Raw genomic sequence first — 25572 nt, 5'->3', positions numbered from 1 at the left:
AGTATGAAGAACTGGAGAATGCTGATTCTTGGTGTGGCGATAAGTGCCAACACCGTGTTCGCAGCACCACAAGTGGTTGATAAAGTTGCAGCTGTAGTGAATAACGGTGTGGTCCTGGAGAGTGATGTGGACAGCATGATGAGCACCGTTAAATCTCAGGCGAAGCAAGCAGGTCAGCAGTTGCCCGATGACAAAACGTTGCGCCATCAGATCCTCGAACGTGAGATCATGGACGCGATTATTATGCAACTGGGCGATAAAGCCGGTTTGCAAATCAGCGATCAGCAACTGGATCAGGCTATCCAGAATATTGCCGCGCAAAACCGCATGAGCGTTGATCAACTGCGTAGCCGCCTGGCTTATGATGGAATGAACTACAACACCTATCGGGCTCAGATTCGTAAAGAGATGCTGATCTCGGAAGTGCGCAATAATGAAGTACGCCGTCGGGTCACGATCCTGCCGCAGGAAGTGGATACGCTGGCGCAGCAGGTTGGCGCGCAGAACACCCAGGGCACGGAAATGAACATCAGTCACATTCTGCTGCCACTGCCGGAAAACCCGACGCAGCAGCAGGTTGACGATCAGGAAAAGCTGGCAAAACAGCTGATGACTGAACTGAAAGGTGGTGCGGACTTTGGCAAGCTGGCCGTAACCTACTCCGCCGACTCTCAGGCGCTGAAAGGCGGTAATATGGGCTGGGCGAAAATCGAAGAGCTGCCTACCCTGTTTGCTCAGGCGCTGACCACGGCGAAGAAAGGCGACATTGTTGGCCCTATCCGCTCAGGTGTAGGTTTCCATATTTTGAAAGTGAACGACCTGCGCGGCGAGAGCAAAAACGTCTCTGTGACCGAAGTACATGCGCGTCACATTCTGTTGAAGCCTTCTCCGATCATGACCGACGATCAGGCTCGCGCCAGGCTGGAGCAGATTGCTGCCGATATTCGCAGTGGTAAAACCACCTTTGCCGCGGCAGCCAAGCAATTCTCTGACGATCCAGGTTCCGCGAATCAGGGTGGCGATCTGGGCTGGACCTCACCAGAAGCGTACGATCCGGCTTTCCGCGATGCGTTGCTACGTCTGAAAAAAGGCGAAACCAGCCAGCCGGTTCACTCCTCTTTTGGTTGGCACCTGATTCAACTGCTGGATACTCGCCAGGTTGATAAAACCGATGCGGCCCAGAAAGAGCGCGCCTATCGCATGCTGTTTAACCGTAAGTTTGCGGAAGAAGCGCAGACCTGGATGCAGGAACAGCGCGCCGGGGCTTACGTGAAAATTCTGGATAACAATGCGCAGTGATTTTCGTGTGGTGATCACGCCCGGCGAACCCGCCGGGATTGGTCCCGATCTTGCCGTTCAACTGGCCCAGCAGGCCTGGCCCGTTGAACTGGTTGTCTGTGCGTCCCCTCAGCTGTTGCTGCAACGTGCCGCACAGCTGGGGTTGCCGTTGACGTTGCGCGTTTACGATCCCGCCCGCACAGCCGAACCGCAACAGGCCGGCACGCTTACCGTCCTTCCCGTTGAGCTACCGCAGCCGGTCACGCCAGGCACGCTATGCGTCGCCAACAGCAACTACGTGCTGGAAACCCTGGCCCGCGCCTGTGACGGGTGCTTATCCGGGGAGTTTTCGGCCTTAATTACCGGCCCCGTGCACAAAGGCGTGATTAACGACGCGGGCATTCCGTTTACCGGCCATACCGAATTTTTTGCCGATCGTGCAGGTGCTCAGCGCGTGGTGATGATGTTGGCGACTGAGCAGCTCCGTGTGGCTCTGGCCACCACCCATCTGCCGTTAAAAGATGTTGCCGCCGCCGTTACCCGTGATTGTCTGCATGAAGTGATCACGATCCTGCATCAGGATCTCAGAAATAAGTTTGCCATTGCCCAGCCGCATATTTTTGTCTGCGGACTGAATCCTCATGCGGGAGAAGGCGGCCACATGGGGCGGGAAGAGATAGATACGATCATCCCGGCATTGAATGAACTTCGTCAGCAAGGCATACAACTGACCGGTCCGCTGCCTGCGGATACCCTGTTCCAACCGAAATATCTGCAACATGCCGATGCAGTGCTGGCGATGTACCACGATCAGGGTTTACCGGTACTCAAGTTTCAGGGATTTGGTCGGGCGGTCAATATTACCCTCGGCCTGCCGTTTATCCGCACCTCAGTTGACCACGGCACCGCGCTTGAATTAGCCGGCCTGGGTCAGGCTGACGCGGGCAGCTTTATCACGGCGCTTAACCTCGCCATCACTATGATCAAGAGCAGTAATGAATAATCGCGTCCATCAGGGGCACTACGCCCGTAAACGTTTCGGGCAGAACTTCCTGAACGATCAATATATTATCGACAGTATCGTCTCCGCCATTCACCCACAACGCGATCAGGCGATAGTGGAAATCGGCCCCGGCCTTGGTGCACTCACTGAACCGGTAGGCGAACGCCTCGACAGTTTAACGGTGGTGGAGTTAGATCGCGATCTTGCTGCACGCCTGCAAACCCATCCGTTTTTGGGCCCCAAGCTGACGATTTTTCAGCAGGATGCCATGACGTTTGATTTCGCCGCGCTGGCCAAAGAGAAAGGCCAGCCACTGCGTGTCTTTGGTAACCTGCCGTACAATATCTCGACCCCGCTGATGTTCCATCTGTTCAGCTATACTGGTTCGATTAAAGATATGCACTTTATGCTGCAGAAAGAGGTGGTTAATCGTCTGGTTGCCGGTCCTGGCAGTAAAGCCTATGGTCGTCTGAGCGTCATGGCTCAGTACTATTGTCAGATCATTCCGGTGCTGGAAGTTCCGCCGCACTCCTTTACCCCACCACCGAAAGTGGATTCGGCGGTCGTGCGGTTAGTGCCTTATATGGCACCGCCTCATCCGGTTAAAGACGTGCGTATTCTGAGCCGTATAACCACTGAAGCATTCGGTAAACGCCGTAAAACACTGCGCAACAGCCTGAGCCATATGGTAGAGGCAGGCGCGCTGGACGCGCTGGCGATCGATACCGGCTTACGTGCCGAGAATGTTTCGGTTGCACAGTATTGCCAGTTAGCAAACTGGCTGGCAGACCATCTGGATAAAACCCAGGAGTAACCCATGAGTGAACCGGCCCGCGTATCGCTACACGTACAAAGTCTGTATGTCGCCTCTCAGTCCTCACCGGACGAAGAGCGCTATGTCTTTGCTTATACCGTCACGATTCGCAACGTAGGCCGGTCTTCTGTGCAGCTGCTCAGGCGTTACTGGCTAATTACGAACGGTAACGGCCGTGAAACAGAAGTTCAGGGTGAAGGCGTGATCGGCGAACAGCCGCATATTGCGCCGGGAAATGAATATCAGTACACCAGTGGTGCTGTTCTTGAAACCCCAATGGGCACCATGCAAGGTCACTATGTGATGGTCGATGAGCAAGGCGACGAATTCCACGTTGAAATCCCGGTATTCCGCCTCGCGATTCAAACCCATATTCATTGATATTGATGTCTCTCGCCCGTGTCTCGGGCGACTGTTTTAGTTGGATAACCCTTTATGAATACTTACCTGATTGGCGACGTTCACGGTTGTTACGATGAATTACGTGCTCTGCTAAACCAGGTTAACTATGATCCCAGTCAGGATACATTATGGCTGACGGGTGATCTGGTCGCGCGGGGCCCTGGCTCGCTGGACGTTCTGCGCTACGTCAAGTCACTGGGTGACAGTGTTCGTCTGGTGCTGGGTAATCACGATCTGCATCTGCTGGCTGTCTATGCCGGTATCAGCCGTAATAAGCCTAAAGATCGCCTGACGCCGCTGCTGGAAGCGGAAGATGCTGATGAGCTGATCAACTGGCTGCGCCGTCAGCCGCTGCTTCAGGTGGATGAAGAGAAAAAGCTGGTGATGGGCCATGCCGGGATTACCCCGCAGTGGGATTTGGATACAGCGCAACGCTGTGCACGCGAAGTGGAAGCCGTGCTGTCCAGTGACAGCTATCCGCTGTTTCTTGATGCGATGTATGGTGACATGCCTAACAACTGGAACGACTCCCTGACCGGTCTGGCACGCCTGCGTTTCTCCACCAACGCCCTGACCCGGATGCGCTTCTGCTTTCCCAATGGTCAGTTGGATATGATCTGTAAGGATGCGCCGGAATCCGCGCCACCACCTTTAAAGCCCTGGTTTATGATTGAAGGCCCGGTCGCACGCGATCACACGATTGTCTTTGGTCACTGGGCGTCACTTGAGGGTAAAGGCACGCCGGCAGGTATTATCGGTCTGGATACCGGTTGCTGCTGGGGCGGTAACCTGACGCTCCTGCACTGGGAAACGCAACGCTATTACGTTCAGCCATCGAACCGCCAGTTATCCTTACCGGACGACCTTGCTCCGCAGCAGTCAGCCCGCTAACCCGCAGCCATAAAAAAACGCCTTGTTATGACAAGGCGTTTTTTTTACTGCGTATTCATTAACGGCGGCGTTCAAGAATCTCGAAGCAGTAACTGTGGGAGTTCTGCGCATCCGCATCATGAAACTCACTGAACGTCGAGTGCCACTCATCCGGTTCGTAATCCGGGAATTGCGTATCACCTTCGACTTCCGCATCAATGTGCGTCAGATAAAGACGGTCGGCGCGCGCCAGCATTTGCGCATAGATACGACCACCGCCAATTACCATGATCTCTTCAGCGTCACCCGCCGCGTTAATCGCATCATCCAGCGATGTCACCCAGGTGACGCCTTCCGCTTTACCCGGCTTACTGCTGACCACAATATTCAGCCTGCCAGGCAACGGACGACCAATCGATTCAAAGGTCAGTCGGCCCATAATCACAGGTTTTTTCAGGGTGTTACGCTTAAACCACGCCAGATCTGCAGGCAGGTCCCACGGCATGGCGTTTTCCATTCCAATAATGCGATCTGCTGCTAATGCCGCGATAAGACTAATCATGTTAAAAGGCTCGCTGAAAAAAACAGGCGCCATGATACGTAAAGGTTAAACCTTCGTCGATAGGCGAAAGGGGGTTATTGCATAAAGCGGCATTGCCACCGTATTTCAGACTTTGTGCAGGGTTTTACTCCGTAAGACGGGCCACGCGCCCCAAAAGTCGCCAGATAATGGTGCCATGTCGCGATAAACAGAGAGAATAAAACGGCTCCCGTGGGAGCCGTGGCAGGTCATCAGAAATCGTAGCGGAAACGAACCAGATTCATATCGCCCTGATTGTCCGTGCTCGACGTGAAGACATGTTCGTAATCAACACGGAATCCATAGTCCAGGAACAGGGTTACGCCCAGACCGTTATCAATGCGCTGGTAATTGCGGCCATTCACATATTCTAAGCGGTCACCCATGACATAAGGCTGAACGGCTTTGACGCCATACTGCGCAACCGGAATTTTATAACCGGCATAATATTCAATGCCCCAGGCATCATCAGCAAAATAGTTATTCACATCGCGCTGTCTGGTCGTCAGGAAATTCTGGTACCAGCCGCCTCCTGCTGACAGGGTCCAGTTGCCTGGCGTCCAGCTTAATGCGGTACCAAAGATGTTCTGGTCGTAATCTTTATTGTCGCCGGTGACAGGATTACGCATGGTGGCGCGGGTGTAGTTCCACGCGGTGCCCCAGGCCAGATTGTTCGTGATGTTGTAATTCACACCCAGCGAGCCGCCACCCTGACGCTTATAGCGCAGTCCGTTGCCCGGCAAATATTCGTTATCGCTAAACAGGTAAGAGGCATAAACATCAAATGCACCATAACTGTTTTTGTATTTCAGCTGCTTGCGAGAACGGTATGAACCGTCGTAATCACCGTTAATGCCGTTACCCGGTGCCTGGGCCAGCATGTCGTAATCCCAGATATCCGTCTTGGCACCCACAACGTCGTAATACACGCTGTTCTGCTGACCGAAGGTCAACTGGCCCCAGGTTTTACTTTTCAGGCCGGTATAGAGCTGGCGACGCGTGGTTTCATGCGCCCCTTCAGCGTAGTGATTATCCCAGTTGAATACAGCCGGAATGTTAACGCCCAGCTCGTAGTAGCTGGTCCAGCTGATATCGTCGAACAGGTAGTAATCCGCGCTAAAGCGGAAACGGGAACCACCGTCAAAGCCGTTACGCTTGTAGGACTGATCCTTCCCGCCGGTTTGATGGTTGAACTGAGGACGAATGCTGCCACCGAATTTAAAATCGAGACGGCTAAGGGGATCGCCTGCTTGTGGGTCTTGTTTAAGAAGAGTGATTTCAGCCTGGCTGGAAAAAGACACCAGGGCCAACAGTGCAGCCACTGCACTCAGTGAAAAAAAACGCGCTTTCATTGTTATTAATATCCTGTTTAGGCTCTATTAATGAGCGAGCCGGATATTACAACGGTGAATGTCAGCCTGGTAGTTTTTTATATTATAGATTTGTGCGAATCAGCGGATTAGGCATGATTGGCTAAAAATTAAATCAAATTAACTTAAGCATATTAACGTCAAGCTGGCAGGATGCCACGCATACCGGGTTTGTCCTGTGCGATTCCCCCCTCAGGCCGCTCTTATCTCCCGCCGCTTCATGCCGTCCGCACAGAGACGTTCAGTTTACCCCGGGCAGGTTGGCCAGCACCTTTTCGATTAACGTGGCGATGCCTCTTACCCTGACAGGAATAAAGCGTGCATCCGGAAAAACGGCATACAGAAAGCGGTCAGGATGGCGATAAGCGGGTAAAACCCTGACAAGCGAGCCGGATTTCAGTGCCTCCATTGCAAGCGGTAGCTGCATACCACCGACACCGATGTCCGCCTGCAATGCCTGCAATAATCCCTCACTGCTGTTTGCCCTGAAGACCGTATTCACCGCCAGCTCCACGGTTTCATCATCTCTGACAAGCCGTAATGGCGCAGACTCGTCGATGCTGCTAAAGCGAACATGCGGGTGAAGCGCCAGCGCATCCAGCGAAACGATTGGCGGAAAACGCGGTGACGCGAAAAGCGGCGTTTCAATTCGGGCGATCTTCCTTGCCGGAAACACATCCGGTGCGTCATGGGTCAGTCGGAAGGCAATATCCACGCCTTCTCTGGCCAGGTCAGATATCCGGTCGTCGAGCGACAGCGTCAGATTCAACCCCGGATTCGCCTTTTGCAGCGCGAGCAGGTGGGGAAGAAAAAGCCGCCCTAACCCGCCGGGCAACTGGATGTTTACCTTGCCTTGCCACTGCTGCGTGGCAGAAGACAACTGGCTCTCGACTGCCAGCATCGCCTCAAGTATCGGCCGCATCTGGCCACGGTAATATTCCCCTTGCGCCGTCAGTACCATCACGCGCGTCGTTCGGTGCAGCAAGACGACGCCCAGCTCGGCCTCAAGTGCGACGATCTGCTGACTGACCGCTGACTGCTTGATACCCAACTGGCGCGCGGCGGCAGAGAAGGAACCGGCCTCGGCTACACGTAAAAAGGTGCGAATGGCATTGAGCTTGTTATTCATTTACGCATTTCTCTTATAAGTGACATCAGCTTGCGGGGATATCGGCGAAAAGAAATTTATATCACGCTGTCTGCAACCTAACCGGAGGAAAGAAAATGTCACAGAAGCCTCAATCTAAAGTTGCACTGGTGGCTGGCGCAAGCGGTATTGTCGGCAGCCAGTTGGTCAAAACGTTGTTGCAGAATGCGTGGCAGGTTATCGGACTGTCACGTTCAGGCACCGATCGGCACGGCGCGGTCCCGTTTGTAAAAGTCGATCTGCTGGATGAGAAAGACAGCGCGCGTGCCCTTACGCCACTAAGTAACGTGACACATATTTTCTATAGCGCCTGGCTTAATGCCGCCAACTGGCAGGAGATGGTTGAACCCAACGTGACCCTGCTGCGTAATCTGGTCACCCAGGTTGAGAAAGTTGCCCCGCTGGAAACGGTGAGCCTGATGCAGGGCTACAAAATTTACGGCGCTCACCTTGGCCCCTTTAAAACGCCCGCCAGAGAAAATGATGCTGCCATTCCCGGCGCGGAATTCAATACGGCGCAACAGGCCTGGCTAAGCGACTTTCAGCGCAATAAAACCTGGAACTGGCATGCGCTTCGCCCCGGCGTGGTTGGCAGCGCATTACCCGGCAATACCATGAATCTTGCGCTGAGTATCGCGATATATGCCTCACTGTGCAAAGCGCAGAGCCTGCCCCTGCGCTTTCCCGGGTCACAAACAGCCTGGCATAGCATTGTCGATCATACGGATGACGGCTTACTTTCTGCCGCCACGCTATGGGCCTCGACCGCCCCTGCCGCCAGAAATCAGGCATTCAATGTTAACAACGGTGACATCTGGCGGTGGAGTGAACTCTGGCCGGTCATTGCGGGCTGGTTTGAACTGGAGATGGCCCCGCCGGTCCAGCTGTCGTTTCAGCAACTCTTTAGCGATTACCGCAAGACCTGGCAGGCTCTGGCTGAAAAAACGCTGTTGGTCGAGCCTGATATCATGAAGTTGAGTAACGGTCAGTTCGCAGACTTTGTGTTTAGCTGGGATTACGACATGTTTGGCGATGGCAGCAAACTGCGGCGGGCGGGCTTTACGGGTTTTCGTGCGACCGATGAGATGTTTATCCGTCTCTTTACTCAGTTCAGAACGGCGAAGATTATTCCCTGACAGATGTGGCAGGCACGTTTCCCCTGCCACCGCGCTGGCAGGGGAAAGTGTGCAGAATAATGCGAAAAAGGCCTGTTTGGCGGGCAACGCCCGATGGCGCGGGCGTGAATAAAGGGCGTTTCGCCTCGCGCAGTCGCATTCCCAATATCATCGACTGACTCAGACGGGCAACAATGCGGCCTTGCCGATCTGAGCAATCAGATAATGACTCGACCATTATTGACCGAATGGCACCACCGGTTTTTATAGTCCCCGGACATCGATCCATAGGAGTAATAGAGCGGAAGCTGGATATCGGCAGCGTCCTGATACACAGACGTCAGGTTCTTCCACATCAACATCGTACCCACAGCGCCTGCGTTGCTGTCCATCCGGTAGCCGATATTAATAAAATCAACGAACATCCCGGCGCAGCTGGATACAGATAACAGCAGCTGCAGCGCAACAGGTTCATTATTCAGGAACATGATGTAGCCTTTGAAACAAGGCTGAAATTCCCGGAAGAACGCTTTATTGATTTCCCTGTCAGCGATAGCCTGATTTCGTCTCGCCTGGTAAAGGGTCTCAAATACGTCAAAAATGTGTTCGCCATCCAGCTGGCTGACGTTGAGAAAACTGCCCCCGTCATTAAGAAACTTTCGTAACTCACGTTCCCGCGTGGAGACGGTTTTCCGGGAAAAGTCGGCAGCAGGGTTCTTGGTAAAAGCAGCATGGCTTTTACTCAACAGGCCATAAGACGTATTAAGAAACCGCTGACTCTGCAAGTGATGCAGCGACTTACAACGGAAAGGTAAAAGCACCTTTTGCGGAACCTCGTTGCAAAAAGGCACATAGACGGATGTTGACGGTGTAAGCAGTGCGGGAAGAGAACGTTGCCGGTGTCTGCCGTCATTGGCAAGCCAGCCATTTTCGACGCAAACGCTCCCCACTATTTTGCCTTTACGTTTATAAGCATAAAACTCAAAGGACTGCTCATGTCGCATTTTAAATGCAATAAATCCCGGCGCTGACTCGCAGTTGTAACCAAAACTATTACAGGCTATTTGATAATCGTCAAAAGAGCACTGTCCCCACCTGAAAAATTTGGGAATAAACATATTAAACACGAGCTCTTAATTAAGTCTTTAAAATTCAGAAAAACGAGGCTGTTCTCTGAAAACGTAAAACCATGCAAAACACAGGGCATCATAAAGTTAAGCGGAACAACTGAACAGTTGATTATCAGGCGTGATCGACAGCAATGCAGGTTCGTTTAAAATCTGTTTAATAACAGTCAAATGGTCAGGAGAAGGCAGAGAAAGAGGAATCAACAGGGAATGAGTTGATATTATTAACAAGTATTTAAATGACAACATATCCCTATTTAGTGCGCCACGTTTCGCAAAGCAGGATTAAACATCTTTTTATTCGTAATTTGTCATAATTTTGAAAAGAACAGGTAAAACCAAATACAGAACAGCGTGTTATTCAGCACCAGCCATCATGATTAACAGCCTGTATTGCGCTGAATTTAAATAGGGTTTAACAGAGTTTGTCTGAATGGCTATGAACAGCGGTCTGATAAAACCCATCCCCAGCAATAATGCCTGCAGCACCTCACCTTGATGAAGTCTTCGCTTGCCACTGACCGCTGATAGCAGGAACCGTATTTCCGCCATCTGTAAAACAGCCGCTGACGCCGCTCTTTGCGCGCAATGCAACGGCCTGCTGGCCGATGTTGTCCCGACAGGCTTCCTGGGATTAAACACGAAAAAGCCCCTGCAGGCAGGACGGTCTGTCAGCCTACTGACAGAGATCCCCCCACAGGGGCGATGACGCGCGATCAGCCTGCGCTATTTCTGCGCAAGGATTTGTGCGTGCATCTCCTGGACTGAAATCACTTTTTCCGTTGGGTCCGCATTGAGCGCCATTGCCGTTGCAAAACCCCCGTTCAACGTGGTGTCGTAATGCACTTTGTATTGCAGCGCACTGCGGCGAATCAGCTTGGAGTCTTCAATCGCCTGGCGACCTGCTGTGGTATTCACGATGTAGGCATATTCGCCGTTCTTCAGGCGGTCCTGAATATGTGGACGACCTTCATGAACCTTGTTAACCAGACGAGGATTAATGCCCGCCTCGCCCAGCACCACAGCCGTACCGTGAGTGGCATCCAGCTCAAAGCCAAACTTCTGCAGCTTAGCGGCCAAATCGACGATACGTTTCTTATCGCCCTCACGCACGGACAACAGGGCACGTCCGGTTTTCTTCATGTTGCTCTGCGCGCCCAGCATCGCTTTGGCAAAGGCTTCAGCGAAGGTCCGGCCCACGCCCATGACTTCACCGGTTGAACGCATTTCCGGACCGAGAATCGGGTCAACACCCTGGAACTTGTTAAAGGGCAGTACGACTTCTTTAACAGAGTAATAAGGTGGGATTACCTCTTTGGTTACGCCCTGCTCTGCCAGCGTTTTGCCTGCCATCACGCGCGCGGCAACCTTCGCCAGCGGGACGCCTGTCGCTTTTGACACGAAAGGCACGGTACGCGCGGCACGTGGGTTCACTTCGATCAGGTAGACTTCGTTGTCTTTTACCGCGAACTGCACGTTCATCAAACCGCGCACGCTCAGCTCAAACGCCAGTTTTTCGACCTGCTGACGCATCACGTTTTGAATCTCTTCGCTCAGCGTATAGGCCGGCAGAGAACACGCGGAGTCACCCGAGTGGACGCCTGCCTGCTCGATATGCTCCATGATGCCGCCAATCAGCACGCGTTCGCCGTCGCAAATGGCATCGACATCAACTTCTACGGCGTCATCAAGGAAACGATCCAGCAAGACTGGTGCATCATTGGAAACCGACACCGCTGTCTGGAAGTAACGTTTCAGATCGATTTCGTCATAGACGATTTCCATTGCACGTCCGCCCAGCACGTAGGAAGGACGCACCACCAGCGGATAACCAATGCCGGCGGCTTTCTCCACGGCCTGCTCCAGCGTGGCAACGGTGGCGTTAGCCGGCTGCTTCAGGTTCAGACGGTCAACGGCCTGCTGGAAGCGTTCGCGATCTTCTGCCCGGTCGATAGCGTCCGGGCTGGTACCGATGACCGGTACGCCTGCCGCTTCCAGTGCGCGAGCCAGTTTCAGCGGCGTCTGACCGCCGTACTGCACGATCACCCCTTTCGGTTTTTCGATGCGTACGATTTCCAGCACGTCCTCAAGCGTAACCGGCTCAAAGTAGAGACGGTCAGAGGTGTCATAATCCGTCGAGACGGTTTCCGGGTTACAGTTCACCATGATGGTTTCAAAACCATCTTCACGCAGCGCCAGCGCCGCATGAACGCAGCAATAGTCAAACTCAATGCCCTGGCCAATACGGTTTGGTCCGCCACCCAGCACCATGATTTTGTCGCGATCCTGATTAGGATTCGCTTCGCACTCTTCTTCATAGGTGGAGTACATGTAAGCCGTATCGGTAGAGAATTCTGCCGCACAGGTATCGACACGCTTATAAACCGGGTGCAGATTATGTTGCTGACGCAATTTACGAATTTCACCTTCCGCTACGCCCGCCAGTGAAGCCAGACGCGCATCCGCAAAACCTTTACGCTTCAGTGCACGCAGGAAATCCACGTTGAGGCCGTTCATGCCTTCACGCGCGACCTGCTCTTCCAGGCGCACCAGCTCTTCAATCTGCACCAGGAACCAGCGGTCAATGTTGGTGAGGTTAAATACGCCGTCTACCGACATCCCCGCGCGGAAGGCATCGGCGATATACCAGATACGATCCGAACCGGCATCTTTCAGCTCACGGCGGATACGGGTTAACGCCTCTGCGTCGTCCAGGTGAACTTTCGGGTCGAAGCCATTCGCCCCGACTTCCAGGCCGCGCAGCGCTTTCTGCATCGACTCCTGGAAGGTACGACCGATCGCCATGACTTCACCCACGGATTTCATCTGCGTGGTCAGGCGGTCATTCGCACCGGCAAATTTTTCAAAGTTGAAGCGAGGGATCTTCGTGACGACGTAATCGATTGAAGGCTCAAACGAGGCCGGCGTGCGTCCACCGGTAATGTCGTTCATCAGTTCATCCAGCGTATAGCCAACCGCCAGTTTCGCTGCCACTTTCGCAATCGGGAAGCCGGTCGCTTTAGAGGCCAGTGCCGAGGAGCGCGACACACGGGGGTTCATCTCGATAACGATCAGGCGACCATTTTTTGGGTTCACCGCAAACTGTACGTTGGAACCGCCGGTTTCGACACCAATCTCACGCAGTACCGCCAGCGAGGCGTTACGCATAATCTGGTATTCCTTATCGGTCAGCGTCTGTGCTGGCGCAACCGTAATGGAATCACCGGTGTGAATGCCCATGGCGTCAAAGTTTTCAATGGAGCAGACGATAATGCAGTTGTCGTTTTTGTCACGTACCACTTCCATCTCGTACTCTTTCCAGCCAATCAGCGATTCGTCAATTAACAACTCGTTGGTAGGAGAAAGGTCGAGGCCGCGTTCGCAGATCTCTTCAAACTCTTCGCGGTTATAGGCGATACCGCCGCCGGTGCCACCCATGGTGAAAGACGGACGGATAATGCAGGGGAAGCCGACGTCTGCAGCCACCGCCAGCGCTTCATCCATGGTGTGCGCAATACCAGAGCGCGCCGTATCCAGGCCAATGCTTTTCATCGCCACATCGAAGCGACGACGGTCTTCTGCTTTATCAATGGCATCGGCGGTCGCACCTATCATGGTGACGCCGAACTCTTCCAGTACGCCCTGACGTTCCAGTTCCAGCGCACAGTTCAGCGCTGTCTGGCCGCCCATGGTGGGCAGCACCGCATCCGGGCGCTCTTTTTCAATGATTTTACGCACCACTTCCCAGTGAATCGGCTCGATGTAGGTCGCATCGGCCATTTCCGGGTCGGTCATAATGGTTGCCGGGTTTGAGTTGACCAGAATAACCCGGTAACCCTCTTCACGCAGGGCTTTACAAGCCTGGGCACCGGAATAGTCGAATTCGCAGGCCTGACCGATCACAATCGGACCGGCACCAAGAATCAGGATGGATTTTATGTCTGTACGTTTTGGCATGATTAGCTCCTGATTACTTTGCTTTCGAACGGAATGCGTCAATCAACTCAATAAAGTGGTCAAACAGCGGTGCGGCATCACCCGGTCCCGGGCTGGCTTCCGGGTGACCCTGGAAGCTAAACGCTGGCTTATCGGTGCGGTGAATGCCCTGCACGGTCTTATCAAACAGGGAGATATGGGTAACACGCAGGGTCGCGGGCAGATCGGTTTCATCAACGGCAAAACCGTGGTTCTGCGCGGTAATCATTACGCGGTTGTTATCCAGATCTTTCACCGGGTGGTTACCACCATGGTGGCCCAGCTTCATCTTGACGGTCTTCGCACCGCTGGCCAGAGCCAGCAACTGATGACCAAGGCAGATACCGAATACCGGAATATCCGTTTTCAGAAAGGCCTGAATGGCTTCAATCGCATAGTCGCAGGGTTCAGGATCGCCAGGGCCGTTAGACAGGAAGATGCCATCCGGATTCATCGCCAGTACCGTTTCGGCTGGTGTTTTGGCCGGCACAACCGTCAGGCGGCAGCCACGGTCTACCAGCATACGCAGGATATTGCGCTTCGCACCGTAATCGTAAGCCACGACATGGTAAGGCAGGGCTTCCGCCGGTGTCTGTTCCGGTAAATCCCCTTCCAGTGTCCAGCTCCCCTGCTGCCAGGCGTAGGTTTCCGCCGTTGTCACTTCTTTCGCCAGATCCATACCTTTCAGGCCGGGGAAAGCCTGCGCTTTTTGTAAGGCCAGTGCGGCATCCAGGTTGTCGCCCGCGATGATACAGCCGTTCTGCGCCCCTTTTTCCCGCAGCAGACGCGTCAGCTTGCGGGTATCAATATCGGCAATCGCGACGATGTTATTGCGCTGCAGATAAGCCGATAAGCTCTCTTCGCTGCGATAGTTACTGGCAATCAGCGGCAGGTCACGAATCACCAGGCCCTGCGCATGAATTTGACTGGATTCTTCGTCGGCGGCGTTTGCACCAACATTGCCGATATGGGGATAAGTAAGAGTAACGATTTGGCGAGAATAGGAGGGATCAGTGAGGATTTCTTGATAACCGGTCATTGACGTATTGAAAACGACTTCCCCCACTGCCGACCCTGTAGCCCCGATGGCCCGACCGTGGAATTGGGTTCCGTCTTCCAGAACCAAGAGCGCTGACTTAATCAAAACATCCTCCAGGGAATAAACAGTCACAATATCTGCATATTAATTCATAATAGTGATCTGAATCAATGCAAAAACTGCCTGAGTGGTCAATTTTTGGCAAATTGCGCGCATTCTAATGATCGTCCTGATACTTGTCCACCCTGAAGCAACATTTTTAACATCTTTTCGGGCTCAGAACGAAAATGCAGAGGATAAGCGGCAAAAACAGGGGTAAACACAGCCGAATAATCGTTTGCCAATCGCAATCAACGTTTATTCTGATAGTGCACACGATTAATTTTGACCAAATGGTCAAAATTAACAGGTTTATGACAAAAACAGGGACGCGATAACCATTCTTTTGAGCCACTCACTGAAAAAATTAGCCAAAGACCTTATTTTAAATAAAATTAAGGGCAATTAAAAAATTGCCCTTTTCAATCAATTCATTAGCGATTGAAATAACCACATCACACAGGTAAACCCATTACAAACTCGATAAATCCAGCACGTCGCGCATGTCATAAAGCCCAGTTTTCTTCTCACTCACCCATAACGCTGCTTTTATCGCGCCCTTTGCAAAGGTCATGCGGCTGGAAGCCTTGTGGGTTATCTCAACGCGCTCACCGTCATCGGCAAACATTGCCGTATGTTCCCCGACAATGTCGCCTGCTCGCACGGTGGCAAAACCAATAGTGTTCGCATGACGCTCGCCGGTATGGCCTTCTCGGCTGTAAACGGCATGTTCATCCAGTTTCCAGTCCATTGCCTCTGCAATCGCCTCGCCCATCGCCAGGGCGGTCCCTGAAGGCGCATCGACTTTGTGGCGATGGTGGGCTTCGATAATCTCAATATCCGCATAATCGCCCATGACTTTGGCCGCTTTCTCCAGCAGCTTGAGTACCAGGTTAACGCCAATGCTGAAGTTGGCGGCAAACACAATGCCAATCTCTGCCGCAGCATCACGAATCGCTGCCTTGCCTGCTTCGTCAAATCCTGTGGTACCAATGATCATGGCCTTACGGTGCTCACGACAAATGGCCATGTACTCCAGCGTTCCTTCGGGGCGGGTAAAATCGATCAAGACGTCAAAATCATCGATTACGGCGCGTAAGTTATCGCCCAGGATAACGCCCACGTTGCCGGTACCGGCCAGTTCGCCTGCGTCGCTGCCGATCAACGACGATCCGGGACGGGCTAACGCAGCGCCCAGTTCAACACCTTCCATCTGCGCAACCGCCTGGATGAGATTGCGCCCCATACGCCCCGGTGCGCCCACGATGGCAATGCGGATATTCTTCATATTTATTCATTCCTAAAACAAAACTATGCATGCAAGCGCAATCAGGTTAACGATGAGATAACAACTGCGCCACTCTTTATCAGGGATAATAAGAATTTTTATGCCAGGCAAGGCGGATTATCAGTAAAAGCAATTTCAGCTGCCGCAGGCCTGGTCTGAAAAGCAAAAAGGCCGAACAGAGTCGGCCTTTTGATAACTGCAAGTGTGCGGTTACTGCACATTGCGGACGTCAACCCGCAACTCTTTGGGGACTTCAAACACAATGTTTTCTTCCCGCCCTTCCAGCACTCTCGCTTCGCCACCGCCCAGTTCCTGCAGGCGAGCAATCACGTTCTGAACCAGAATATCGGGCGCTGACGCACCGGCCGTAACGCCAACACAACCTACAGAGACTACCCACTCAGGCTGAATGTCCGCCGCATCATCAATCAGATAGGCAGCTTTACCCATGCGCTGTGCCAGCTCGGCCAGGCGATTGGAGTTGGACGAGTTTTTCGATCCGACCACCAGCACCACATCGGCCTGTTGCGACATTGCCCTTACGGCTTCCTGACGGTTGGTGGTGGCATAGCAAATATCGTCTTTGCGTGGCCCCACGATTTTCGGGAAACGGGCGCGCAGCGCATCAATCACGTCTGACGTATCATCCACCGACAACGTGGTTTGGGTCATAAAGGACAGGCGGTTGTCATCTTTAACGTCCAGTTTCCAGACGTCGTCCGGCGACTCCACCAGATACATCCCGCCCTTGGGGTTATTGTACTGCCCCATGGTGCCTTCCACTTCCGGATGGCCTGCGTGACCAATCAGCACCGACTCTTCACCCCGACGGCTGGCACGGGCGACTTCCATATGAACTTTAGTGACTAAGGGACAGGTGGCATCAAAGACGGTGAGCTCACGCCCCTTCGCCTCATTGCGCACCGCCTGAGACACGCCGTGGGCAGAGAAGATCAGGATAGCGCCATCGGGCACTTCCGCGATCTGCTCAATAAAAATGGCCCCGCGCTGACGCAGGCTGTCCACCACGTAGCGGTTATGTACCACTTCATGACGCACATAAACCGGCGCGCCAAACAGGGTGAGTGCGTTTTCAACAATGCTGATGGCACGATCGACACCCGCACAAAAACCACGTGGATTAGCCAGCAGAATTTGCATTGTTCGCCTCCAGTGCCGGATCGATATCCAGCACCTCAATATCAAACTGAACGCGGTGGCCTGCCAGCGGATGATTGAAATCCACAGTGATTGAATCACCGGAAATCTCCCGAATCACGCCCGGCATTTCACTACCGCCCATTCCGGTAAACAGCATGATGGCACCGATCTCCGGCTCACCCGTATCGATAAAATCACGACGGGAAAAGTACTGGATAAGATCGGGACTGACGCTGCCAAAGGCATCTTCTGGCGCCAGCGTGAAATGATGTTTTTCACCCGCTTTTAATCCCAACAGTGCCTGCTCCAGCGGGCCAGACAGGCTACCGTCGCCGAGCCGAAACAGCGCAGGTTTACCGTTGGCGCGGGTGGATTCTGCCACAGAGCCGTCTTCCAGCTTCATGACGAAATGCAACAACACCGCGCTGTCGCCCTGTACAGACTCAGTCATGCTTTACCCTTTTTTAACCTGCTTGCTGGAAGGGTTGAAAAAGCCCTCCAGCACCACCAACGCGGCACCGATACAGATGCCGCAGTCAGCGATATTAAATGTAGCAAAGTGCCAGTTACCGACATAGAAATCGATAAAATCCACCACGAAGCCATGATACGAACGGTCAAACAGATTGCCCACTGCGCCGCCAATGATCAATGCATAGGCGATATTGGCTATCTTCTGACTGGCGCTGTTGCGGTACATCATCACCAGCAACGAGATCACAATTGCCAGCGCAATACCGGCAAAGAACCAGCGCTGCCAGCCGCCTTTATCAGCAAGGAAACTGAACGCTGCGCCGTAGTTGTGCGCATAGAACAGGTTAAGGAACGGCATTAGCGGCTGCGTTTCATGCAGCATCATGTTGTTCATTACCCACTGCTTGCTGACGAAATCAACAACGATAACTAACAGCACCAGCCACAGCCAGCGCAATCCGGTGGAGAAAACAGGTTTACTCATCAGGCAAACTTACGCTCTTCGCCGTTTCCGGCTACGTTGGTGTAACAGCGACCGCACACCGCAGCGTGCTCGGGATTCTGACCGACGTCAGTAGTGTAGTGCCAGCAGCGAGGGCATTTCTCGCCTTCTGCTTTATTCAGGCCGATTTTCAGACCTTTTAACAGTTCGCTCTGCTGCGCGTCACCGCCTGCCTGGGCGTAATCAGCAACCTGTGCGCCAGAGGTCAGCAGCACAAAACGCAGTTCGTTACCTAACGCCTGCAGTTTCGTCGCCAGGTCCGCATCGGCATACAGCGTCACGGACGCTTCCAGCGCGCCGCCGATACGTTTGTCGCTACGCGCCTGCTCGATCACCTTGTTCACTTCACCACGTACTTTAAGCAGTTCTGCCCAGTACGCATCGTTCAGCGCTTCGTTTTCTGGCAGACCAAACAGGCCGGTATACCACTCTTCTGTGAACACGTACTTCGCCCGATCGCCTGGCAGATAGCCCCAGATTTCGTCGGCCGTGAAAGACATGATCGGTGCCATCCAGCGCACCAGCGCCTCAACAATGTGCCACAGTGCCGACTGGCAGCTGCGACGCGCCAGGCTGTCGCCTTTCGCGGTGTACTGGCGGTCTTTGATGATATCGAGGTAGAACGACCCCATTTCCACGGAGCAGAACTGCATCAGGCGCTGAATCACCTCGTGGAAATCGTAGTTCTCGTAGGAGGCAACGATATCAGCCTGCGCAGCCTGCGCACGTCCGACAGCCCAGCGATCGACCACCACCATCTCTTCCGGCTTAACCAGATCGGTTAGCGGATTAAAGCCGCTCAGGTTGGCTAACAGGAAGCGCGCCGTATTACGGATGCGACGGTAGGCATCCGCAGAACGTTTCAGGATTTCGTCCGATACCGCCATCTCACCCGAGTAATCGGTAGAGGCGACCCACAGGCGTAAAATGTCCGCACCCAGTTTGTCCATCACATCCTGCGGCGCAACGGTATTGCCAATGGATTTCGACATCTTGCGGCCCTGACCATCGACGGTGAAACCGTGCGTCAGCACCTGACGATAAGGCGCTTTGCCCTTCATCGCCGTGGAAATCATCAGCGAAGACATAAACCAGCCACGATGCTGATCCGAACCTTCCAGATACATATCCGGTGTATTGCCGCCAAACTCCGGACGGGCATCGACAACCGAATAGCTGGTTGAACCGGAATCAAACCAGACGTCCAGGGTGTCCGGCACTTTAACGTAGTGATCGGCATCGTCGCCCATCAGATCGCGCGGATCGAGATCCCACCAGGCCTGAATGCCCTCTTGCTCAACACGCTGGGCCACTTTTTCCATCAGCGCCAGGGTTTCAGGATGCAGCGCTTCGGTCTCTTTATGCACGAACAGCGCCATGGGCACGCCCCAGGTACGCTGACGGGAAATACACCAGTCAGGGCGGTTGGCAACCATGGATTCAATTCGCGCCTGGCCCCAGTCCGGAATCCACTGAACGCCTTTGATCTCCTGCAGTGATTGAGCACGCAGGCCTTTCTGATCCATGCTGATAAACCACTGCGGCGTGGCACGGAATATAATCGGGGTTTTATGACGCCAGCAGTGCGGGTAGCTGTGCAGCAGTTTTTCAACATGCAGCAGGGCACCCTTCTCTTTCAGCAGTTCAACGATCATGTCGTTGGCTTTAAAGACGTTGATGCCGTCAAGACCGGGATAAGTCCCTGGCAGGTAGGCGCCATCGGGGCCGACCGGATTCGCCGTCTCCAGACCATATTTCTGACCAATCACGTAGTCATCCGGGCCATGACCGGGGGCAGTGTGAACGGCACCCGTACCGGCATCCAGCGTGACGTGTTCGCCTAAGACGACTTTGGACTGAATCTGCTCAAGCAACGGATGCTGGAACAGTTGCAATTCCAGTGCCGCGCCCTGGCACTCACCCAGCACGGTCCAGTCGCTGATGCCTGCGCGTTTCATCACGCTCTCAACCAGATCTTTTGCCAGGATCAGGCTGCGGCCATCAATCTGCAGTAGCTGGTATTCGAACTCAGGGTGCAGTGAAATGCCGCGGTTAGCCGGAATGGTCCATGGTGTTGTGGTCCAGATCACCAGCGAAACCGGGCCTTCTGAGGCGGTGACGCCAAAGGCTGCACGCACCGCATCGGCATCAAGGGCATTGAACATCACGTCGATGGACGGCGAGGTTTTGTCGTAGTATTCCACTTCGGCTTCGGCCAGCGCAGAACGGCAATCCATGCACCAGTGCACCGGCTTCGCGCCTTTATGCAGATGGCCATTGCCGATAATTTTACCCAGCGCACGAATGATATTGGCTTCGGTGGTGAAGTCCATGGTGAGGTAAGGACGATCCCAGTCACCCAGCACGCCCAGGCGAATAAAGTCGGCTTTTTGCCCCTCAACCTGTTCGGCGGCATACTGACGGCAGGCGGCGCGGAATTCGGCGGCGCTGACTTTTTCGCCCGGCTTGCCGATCATCTGCTCAACTTTATGCTCGATAGGCAAACCGTGACAGTCCCAGCCCGGCACATAAGGCGAGTCGTAACCTGCCATGCCTTTAGACTTCACAATAATGTCTTTCAGAATCTTGTTAACGGAGTGACCAATATGAATGCTGCCGTTCGCATAAGGAGGGCCATCATGCAGGATAAAGGTTTTTTTCCCTTTCTTGGCTTCGCGGATGATGCCGTACAGATTGTCATCATACCAACGTTGCAGCATTCCCGGTTCGCGCTTGGCCAGATCGCCACGCATGGGGAACCCCGTTTCCGGCAAATTCAGGGTTGATTTATAGTCACTCATCAGATTCTCGATTCCGTTTTTCGCTCAGGTTACAGACCAAAAAATTGTCGGGCCGTTACCGTATCTTTCGCAATTTGCTCTTTCAACGCATCCAGTGAAGCAAAGCGCTGCTCGTTTCGTATTTTCTGCTTCAACACCACATCAATGTGGCGACCATAGAGATCCATATTGATGTCCAACAGGTGAACTTCAAGCTGTTGGCGTAAACCTTTTACCGTTGGGCGCGTACCAATATTGGCCACGCCGGGCAGCGGCGTTGGCCCCAGGCCCTCGACTTCAACCGCATAAACGCCTTTGACCGGCGATACGCAGCGCCGTAACGGGATATTGGCCGTAGGGAACCCCAGTGTCCGTCCCAGTGCATCACCGTGCACGACGCGCCCTGAGATACTGAAAGGATGGCCCAATAGCGACTGCGCCAGCGCTAAGTTGTCCTCAGCCAGTGCCTGACGCACCGCTGTGCTGCTGATGCGCTTACCGCCATCACAAAACGTTTCTGTGCTGACCACATCAAAACCATACTGGGCACCGGCTTTCTGTAATAGCAGGAAATCCCCCTGGCGACCAGCGCCAAAGCGGAAATCATCCCCGACAGCCAGATAGTTGACGCCCAGTTTGTTCACCAGCAGTTCGCTGATAAAACTCTGCGCCGATAACGCGGCAAAGCGATGGTCAAAACGCACACACAGCACGTAATCCACGCCAATTTCTGCCAGGTATTTTAGCTTTTCCCGCAAGCGGGTGAGCCTGGCGGGTGCGCTTTCGCCCGCAAAGAGTTCTAGCGGCTGCGGTTCAAACACCATGACCATCACTGGCAAATTACGTTTGCGTCCTTCTTCCAGCAACCGCCCCATCAGCGCCTGATGACCGCGGTGCACACCATCGAAATTACCGATGGTCAAAACGCAGCCGTGATGCTGCGCATTAAGATTATGAATACCGCGGATAAACTTCATGGCTGACTCAAACCTGTGGAAATCGGCGGATTATACCCTCGAAAGCCGTCAAGGTTAACCCGTGAACACGCCTTTCATGCGTAACAGGCCGTAATTACTGACATGCAGAGCCGTTGAGAGAATTTTGTTGCGAAATACTGTATTCAGGGAGCGGAAGCTGGTAGAATCTTGCGCCATCAAATACGTAACCGAGTGTCGTACAGGTTATCACGAGTAACGACGCTTATTTGCACAAATCCATTGACAACAGAAGGTCCAAAAGGCATAGTCCTCGGCCTTTGATTTGTCTCTATCGAACATATTTGGGAGTTGGACCTTGGCTAATATCAAATCAGCTAAGAAACGTGCCGTAACATCTGAGAAACGTCGCAAGCATAATGCAAGCCGTCGCTCTATGATGCGTACCTTCGTTAAGAAAGTATACGCGGCGATCGCTTCAGGCGACAAAGCTGCTGCGCAGAACGCATTTAATGAAATGCAACCAATCGTGGACCGTCAGGCTGCTAAAGGTCTGATCCACAAAAACAAAGCTGCACGTTATAAAGCAAACCTGACTGCACAGATCAACAAACTGGCTTAATCGCCATTTGTTCATCGCTTTGTTGAAAGAACCGGCGCTACGCCGGTTTTTTTATGCCTGCTATTTAGCGCCGCCAGGCGACTGTCTCTTCCTGACTTTATCTTCCTGCCCTGCCAGACAACCCACCGCCTCTGCACTGTTCTCAACCTGCCGAACCATGCTGCCCCAGGTTCAGGCCCGTAGCGCCCCGGACAGCCTCTCTCACGAGCCCTCTGTCGGGTTATCAGGCCCAGGGTTAACAGAGAAGGTCAATCACGGCGTGCTTGCGAGTTCAGACCGGCCGCAGAGCAACACGATAACAGCCAGTCAATGCGCGATGTCATCGTGGATCACAGGCCATATTGAGATGTTGAGACAGGAACCAGCATTGCTGCAACACCGGATGAATGTGTTGCAGCAATGGCTTTTTTATCGCAGCTTGATGCGCAATAAGGTGTAGCCCAGCACGGCGGAGAGCAGTGAACCACTAAGGATACCGAGCTTAGAGAACGTCACTAACTGCTCGTGGGCAGCGTCAAAGGCTAGCGAACTGATAAATATCGACATGGTAAAGCCAATGCCGCACAGCACGCCAATCGCCATGATATCGCGAATAGTCGTACCGCCAGGCAAGGCTGCCAGCCTCAGCTTCACCGCCAGCCAGCAAAACAACGTAATCCCCAGTGGCTTACCGATTAACAGGCCCAGGATGATACCCAGCGGCTCCGGCGACAGCACGTCGCCAAAGGTGATGCCCGTCAGCGAAATGCCAGCGTTAGCAAAGGCAAACAACGGCAGAATCAACCAGTTCACCCACGGCATTAAACCGTGCGCAAGGTGTTCCGCTGGCGAATGACCGTTTTTCTCTTCCAACGGCACGAAGAAGCCCACAATGACGCCCGCCAGCGTGGCATGCACGCCAGACTTCAGAACTGCGGTCCACAACACCATCCCAACCAGCATGTATACCGCGATGTTCCGCACGTTACAGCGGTTCAGCACGGCCAGCACCACGATAGCGCCTGCCGCCACGCTCAGGGACATCACAGACAGGTCGCTGGTGTAAAACAGCGCGATGATGACGATGGCACCCAGGTCGTCGATAATCGCCAGCGCCATCAGGAACACCTTCAGGGCGGGCGGAACACGACTGCCAAGCAGGGCAAGCACGCCGAGCGCAAACGCGATATCAGTAGCAGTAGGAATCGCCCAGCCATTTCGGGCAATCTCATCACCATGGTTAAACAGCAAAAACACAATGGCAGGTGCTGCCATGCCACCGACTGCGGCGATAACCGGAAAGATGGCCCGATCGCGACTGGCGAGTTCACCAGAGATCAGTTCGCGCTTCACTTCCAGACCAATCAGCAGGAAAAAGAGCGCCATGAGCGCATCGTTTATCCACAGAAGCAGATTTTTACTGATATCCAGTTCGCCGAAGCGAATCTGTACCGGTGTGTCCAACAAAGCCTGGTAGCTCTGGGCGGTGGAAGCGCCATTAGCGAGGATCATAGCGACGACCGCAGCCAGAATGAGCACCATGCCGTTACTGGCATCACTCTCAATAAAACTTTTCAGTAAATGCTTGATACGACGAGGTTTTGACAAAACGCACTCCTCCTGAGCGGAAAACACAATGCCGAGCAGTGTAACGATTCACTGAACCCGAGAAAAAGCTTATTTATCCGCTTTTACATTAAGTCCGACGTTTTGTTACATCAAAGGGTGAGCCAGAGCAGGCCGGAAAGAGGACAATATCGGTGAAAGTGGCAGCATAAAGTGCGCGAGAAACCGTGTCAGCCGCGCAGAGCGCATAAAAAAACGGAGAGTCTCCTCTCCGTTTTTAATCACGCCAGACCGCTGTGAATTAACGGGTTAAGTCGTCGAAGAATTTCTTCACGCCGTCGAAGAAGCTTTTGGATCGCGGGCTGTTATGTTCGCCGCTGGGTCCACCAAAGCTCTCTTCCAGCTCACGCAGTAACGCTTTTTGCTTGTCGTTGAGGCTGACAGGGGTTTCCACCACCACACGACACAGCAGATCGCCTACCGCACCGCCGCGCACCGATTTCACACCGCGTCCACGCATGCGGAACAGCTTGCCGGTTTGGGTTTCTGCCGGCACTTTCAGCTTCACCCGACCATCCAGCGTGGGCACTTCAATCTCACCGCCCAGGGCAGCCATCGCAAAGTTAATCGGTACTTCACAGTACAGGTTATTCTCTTCACGCTCAAAGATCGGGTGTTTTTTCACCGACACCTGAACGTAGAGATCGCCCGCTGGCGCGCCCTGCTCACCGGCTTCGCCTTCACCGCTCAGACGAATACGGTCACCCGTATCCACACCAGCAGGAATTTTCACCGACAGGGTTTTCGATTTCTCTACACGACCGTGGCCGTGACAGGCATTGCAGGGATCTTTAATCACCGAGCCGCGACCGTGACAGGTCGGACAAGCCTGCTGGACGGTGAAGAAGCCCTGACGCATCTGTACCTGACCTGCACCATGACAGGTTGAACAGGTTTGCGGTTTGGTGCCCGCTTTTGCGCCGCTGCCATGGCACACGTCGCACTCTTCCAGCGTCGGAATACGGATCTCTTTGGTCACGCCGCGAACCGCTTCTTCCAGCGTCAGCTCCATGTTGTAGCGCAAATCTGCACCACGGGATGCACGCTGACGGCGGCCACCACCAAAGATGTCACCGAAAACGTCGCCAAAGATATCGCTGAAATCTGCACCGCCGCCAAAGCCGCCACCGCCGTATCCGCCACCGCCCATACCACCTTGTTCAAAGGCAGCATGACCGTACTGATCGTAGGCCGCACGCTTCTGCGGGTCGGTCAGAATTTCGTAGGCTTCTTTCGCTTCTTTAAATTTGGTTTCCGATTCTTTATCACCGGGATTGCGGTCCGGGTGATGTTTCATCGCCAGGCGTTTGTAAGCCTTTTTGATTTCACGCTCGTCTGCAGATTTGGCGACGCCTAAAATCTCGTAGTAATCACTCTTCGCCATTT

22 protein-coding genes are annotated in these 25572 nt (G+C 53.6%); 7 read left to right on the top strand and 15 right to left on the bottom strand.

Annotated features, from left to right (window positions below):
• The first annotated feature begins 3 nt into the window (after window positions 1–3).
• Genes surA through apaH form a run of 5 tightly spaced genes read left to right on the top strand, consistent with a single transcriptional unit; the run spans window position 4 to window position 4388 of the window.
• Entirely contained in the window at window positions 4–1299 is a 1296-nt protein-coding gene (surA, locus tag CMR03_RS05010; RefSeq protein WP_063878375.1) for a peptidylprolyl isomerase SurA, read from the top strand.
• On the top strand, window positions 1289–2281 hold the full coding sequence (gene pdxA, locus CMR03_RS05005; RefSeq protein WP_096010963.1) for a 4-hydroxythreonine-4-phosphate dehydrogenase PdxA: 993 nt from the start codon (window positions 1289–1291) through the stop codon (window positions 2279–2281). Before surA ends, pdxA begins: the two co-directional genes overlap by 11 nt.
• Entirely contained in the window at window positions 2274–3095 is an 822-nt protein-coding gene (rsmA, locus tag CMR03_RS05000; protein WP_063878373.1) for a 16S rRNA (adenine(1518)-N(6)/adenine(1519)-N(6))-dimethyltransferase RsmA, read from the top strand. The genes pdxA and rsmA overlap by 8 nt, the downstream gene beginning before the upstream one ends.
• A gap of 3 nt (window positions 3096–3098) precedes the next feature.
• Window positions 3099–3476, top strand: a complete 378-nt coding sequence (gene apaG, locus CMR03_RS04995; protein WP_063878372.1) for a Co2+/Mg2+ efflux protein ApaG — start codon at window positions 3099–3101, stop codon at window positions 3474–3476.
• Between the two features lie 54 nt (window positions 3477–3530).
• Window positions 3531–4388: a bis(5'-nucleosyl)-tetraphosphatase (symmetrical) ApaH gene (gene apaH / locus CMR03_RS04990; RefSeq protein ID WP_063878371.1), complete on the top strand. Its 858-nt coding sequence runs from the start codon at window positions 3531–3533 to the stop codon at window positions 4386–4388.
• A 58-nt stretch (window positions 4389–4446) separates the two neighbouring features.
• On the opposite strand, the gene folA is transcribed toward apaH, so the two are convergent.
• From folA to CMR03_RS04975, 3 genes are all read right to left on the bottom strand, one after another.
• Window positions 4447–4929: a type 3 dihydrofolate reductase gene (folA, locus tag CMR03_RS04985; RefSeq protein ID WP_063881105.1), complete on the bottom strand. Its 483-nt coding sequence runs from the start codon at window positions 4927–4929 to the stop codon at window positions 4447–4449.
• A 230-nt stretch (window positions 4930–5159) separates the two neighbouring features.
• Window positions 5160–6299 (bottom strand): porin, encoded by a 1140-nt coding sequence (locus CMR03_RS04980; protein WP_063878370.1) that lies wholly within the window; start codon window positions 6297–6299, stop codon window positions 5160–5162.
• 259 nt (window positions 6300–6558) lie between these two features.
• Window positions 6559–7446 carry a LysR family transcriptional regulator gene (locus tag CMR03_RS04975; protein WP_096010962.1) on the bottom strand — a complete coding sequence of 296 codons (888 nt, stop codon included), beginning with the start codon at window positions 7444–7446 and terminating at the stop codon, window positions 6559–6561.
• A 95-nt stretch (window positions 7447–7541) separates the two neighbouring features.
• On the opposite strand from CMR03_RS04975, the gene CMR03_RS04970 reads away from it, so the two are divergent.
• Window positions 7542–8600: an SDR family oxidoreductase gene (locus tag CMR03_RS04970; RefSeq protein WP_063878368.1), complete on the top strand. Its 1059-nt coding sequence runs from the start codon at window positions 7542–7544 to the stop codon at window positions 8598–8600.
• A gap of 197 nt (window positions 8601–8797) precedes the next feature.
• Here CMR03_RS04970 and CMR03_RS04965 read toward each other — a convergent pair whose 3' ends face one another.
• The 10 genes from CMR03_RS04965 to ribF form a co-directional block, all read right to left on the bottom strand.
• Window positions 8798–9697: a GNAT family protein gene (locus tag CMR03_RS04965; protein ID WP_096010961.1), complete on the bottom strand. Its 900-nt coding sequence runs from the start codon at window positions 9695–9697 to the stop codon at window positions 8798–8800.
• A gap of 366 nt (window positions 9698–10063) precedes the next feature.
• A complete protein-coding gene (locus tag CMR03_RS04960; RefSeq protein ID WP_096010960.1) occupies window positions 10064–10348 on the bottom strand; it encodes a hypothetical protein in 285 nt (94 codons plus the stop codon).
• 84 nt (window positions 10349–10432) lie between these two features.
• Entirely contained in the window at window positions 10433–13663 is a 3231-nt protein-coding gene (gene carB / locus CMR03_RS04955) for a carbamoyl-phosphate synthase large subunit (protein ID WP_096010959.1), read from the bottom strand.
• A gap of 13 nt (window positions 13664–13676) precedes the next feature.
• Window positions 13677–14825, bottom strand: coding sequence for a glutamine-hydrolyzing carbamoyl-phosphate synthase small subunit (carA, locus tag CMR03_RS04950; protein ID WP_063878364.1), 1149 nt, complete (start codon window positions 14823–14825; stop codon window positions 13677–13679).
• Window positions 14826–15291: 466 nt separating this feature from the next.
• Window positions 15292–16107, bottom strand: coding sequence for a 4-hydroxy-tetrahydrodipicolinate reductase (gene dapB, locus CMR03_RS04945; RefSeq protein WP_096010958.1), 816 nt, complete (start codon window positions 16105–16107; stop codon window positions 15292–15294).
• A 210-nt stretch (window positions 16108–16317) separates the two neighbouring features.
• Window positions 16318–17268 carry a 4-hydroxy-3-methylbut-2-enyl diphosphate reductase gene (gene ispH, locus CMR03_RS04940; RefSeq protein ID WP_063878362.1) on the bottom strand — a complete coding sequence of 317 codons (951 nt, stop codon included), beginning with the start codon at window positions 17266–17268 and terminating at the stop codon, window positions 16318–16320.
• Window positions 17249–17719, bottom strand: a complete 471-nt coding sequence (gene fkpB, locus CMR03_RS04935; protein ID WP_096010957.1) for an FKBP-type peptidyl-prolyl cis-trans isomerase — start codon at window positions 17717–17719, stop codon at window positions 17249–17251. The genes ispH and fkpB overlap by 20 nt, the downstream gene beginning before the upstream one ends.
• A gap of 3 nt (window positions 17720–17722) precedes the next feature.
• Entirely contained in the window at window positions 17723–18226 is a 504-nt protein-coding gene (lspA, locus tag CMR03_RS04930) for a signal peptidase II (protein WP_063878360.1), read from the bottom strand.
• The gene (gene ileS, locus CMR03_RS04925; RefSeq protein ID WP_063878359.1) at window positions 18226–21045 is read right to left on the bottom strand and encodes an isoleucine--tRNA ligase; all 2820 of its coding nucleotides are present in this window, start codon (window positions 21043–21045) and stop codon (window positions 18226–18228) included. The genes lspA and ileS overlap by 1 nt, the downstream gene beginning before the upstream one ends.
• Window positions 21046–21074: 29 nt before the next feature.
• Window positions 21075–22001, bottom strand: coding sequence for a bifunctional riboflavin kinase/FAD synthetase (gene ribF, locus CMR03_RS04920; protein WP_063878358.1), 927 nt, complete (start codon window positions 21999–22001; stop codon window positions 21075–21077).
• A gap of 316 nt (window positions 22002–22317) precedes the next feature.
• Here ribF and rpsT point away from each other — a divergent pair, with 316 nt between their 5' ends.
• On the top strand, window positions 22318–22581 hold the full coding sequence (gene rpsT / locus CMR03_RS04915) for a 30S ribosomal protein S20 (protein WP_006117633.1): 264 nt from the start codon (window positions 22318–22320) through the stop codon (window positions 22579–22581).
• A 408-nt stretch (window positions 22582–22989) separates the two neighbouring features.
• Here the strand turns inward: rpsT and nhaA are convergent, their stop codons facing one another.
• Both nhaA and dnaJ read right to left on the bottom strand, forming a co-directional pair.
• Window positions 22990–24168: a Na+/H+ antiporter NhaA gene (gene nhaA, locus CMR03_RS04910; RefSeq protein WP_063878357.1), complete on the bottom strand. Its 1179-nt coding sequence runs from the start codon at window positions 24166–24168 to the stop codon at window positions 22990–22992.
• A gap of 259 nt (window positions 24169–24427) precedes the next feature.
• On the bottom strand, window positions 24428–25570 hold the full coding sequence (gene dnaJ, locus CMR03_RS04905; protein WP_096010956.1) for a molecular chaperone DnaJ: 1143 nt from the start codon (window positions 25568–25570) through the stop codon (window positions 24428–24430).
• Between the last annotated feature and the right edge of the window lie 2 nt (window positions 25571–25572).

Origin of the sequence: Pantoea allii, from assembly GCF_002307475.1 — a bacterium.
Taxonomy (GTDB): domain Bacteria; phylum Pseudomonadota; class Gammaproteobacteria; order Enterobacterales; family Enterobacteriaceae; genus Pantoea; species Pantoea allii.
The sequence above is the reverse complement of the archived record's forward strand: the minus strand, read 5'-3'. Positions and strand labels throughout refer to the sequence as shown.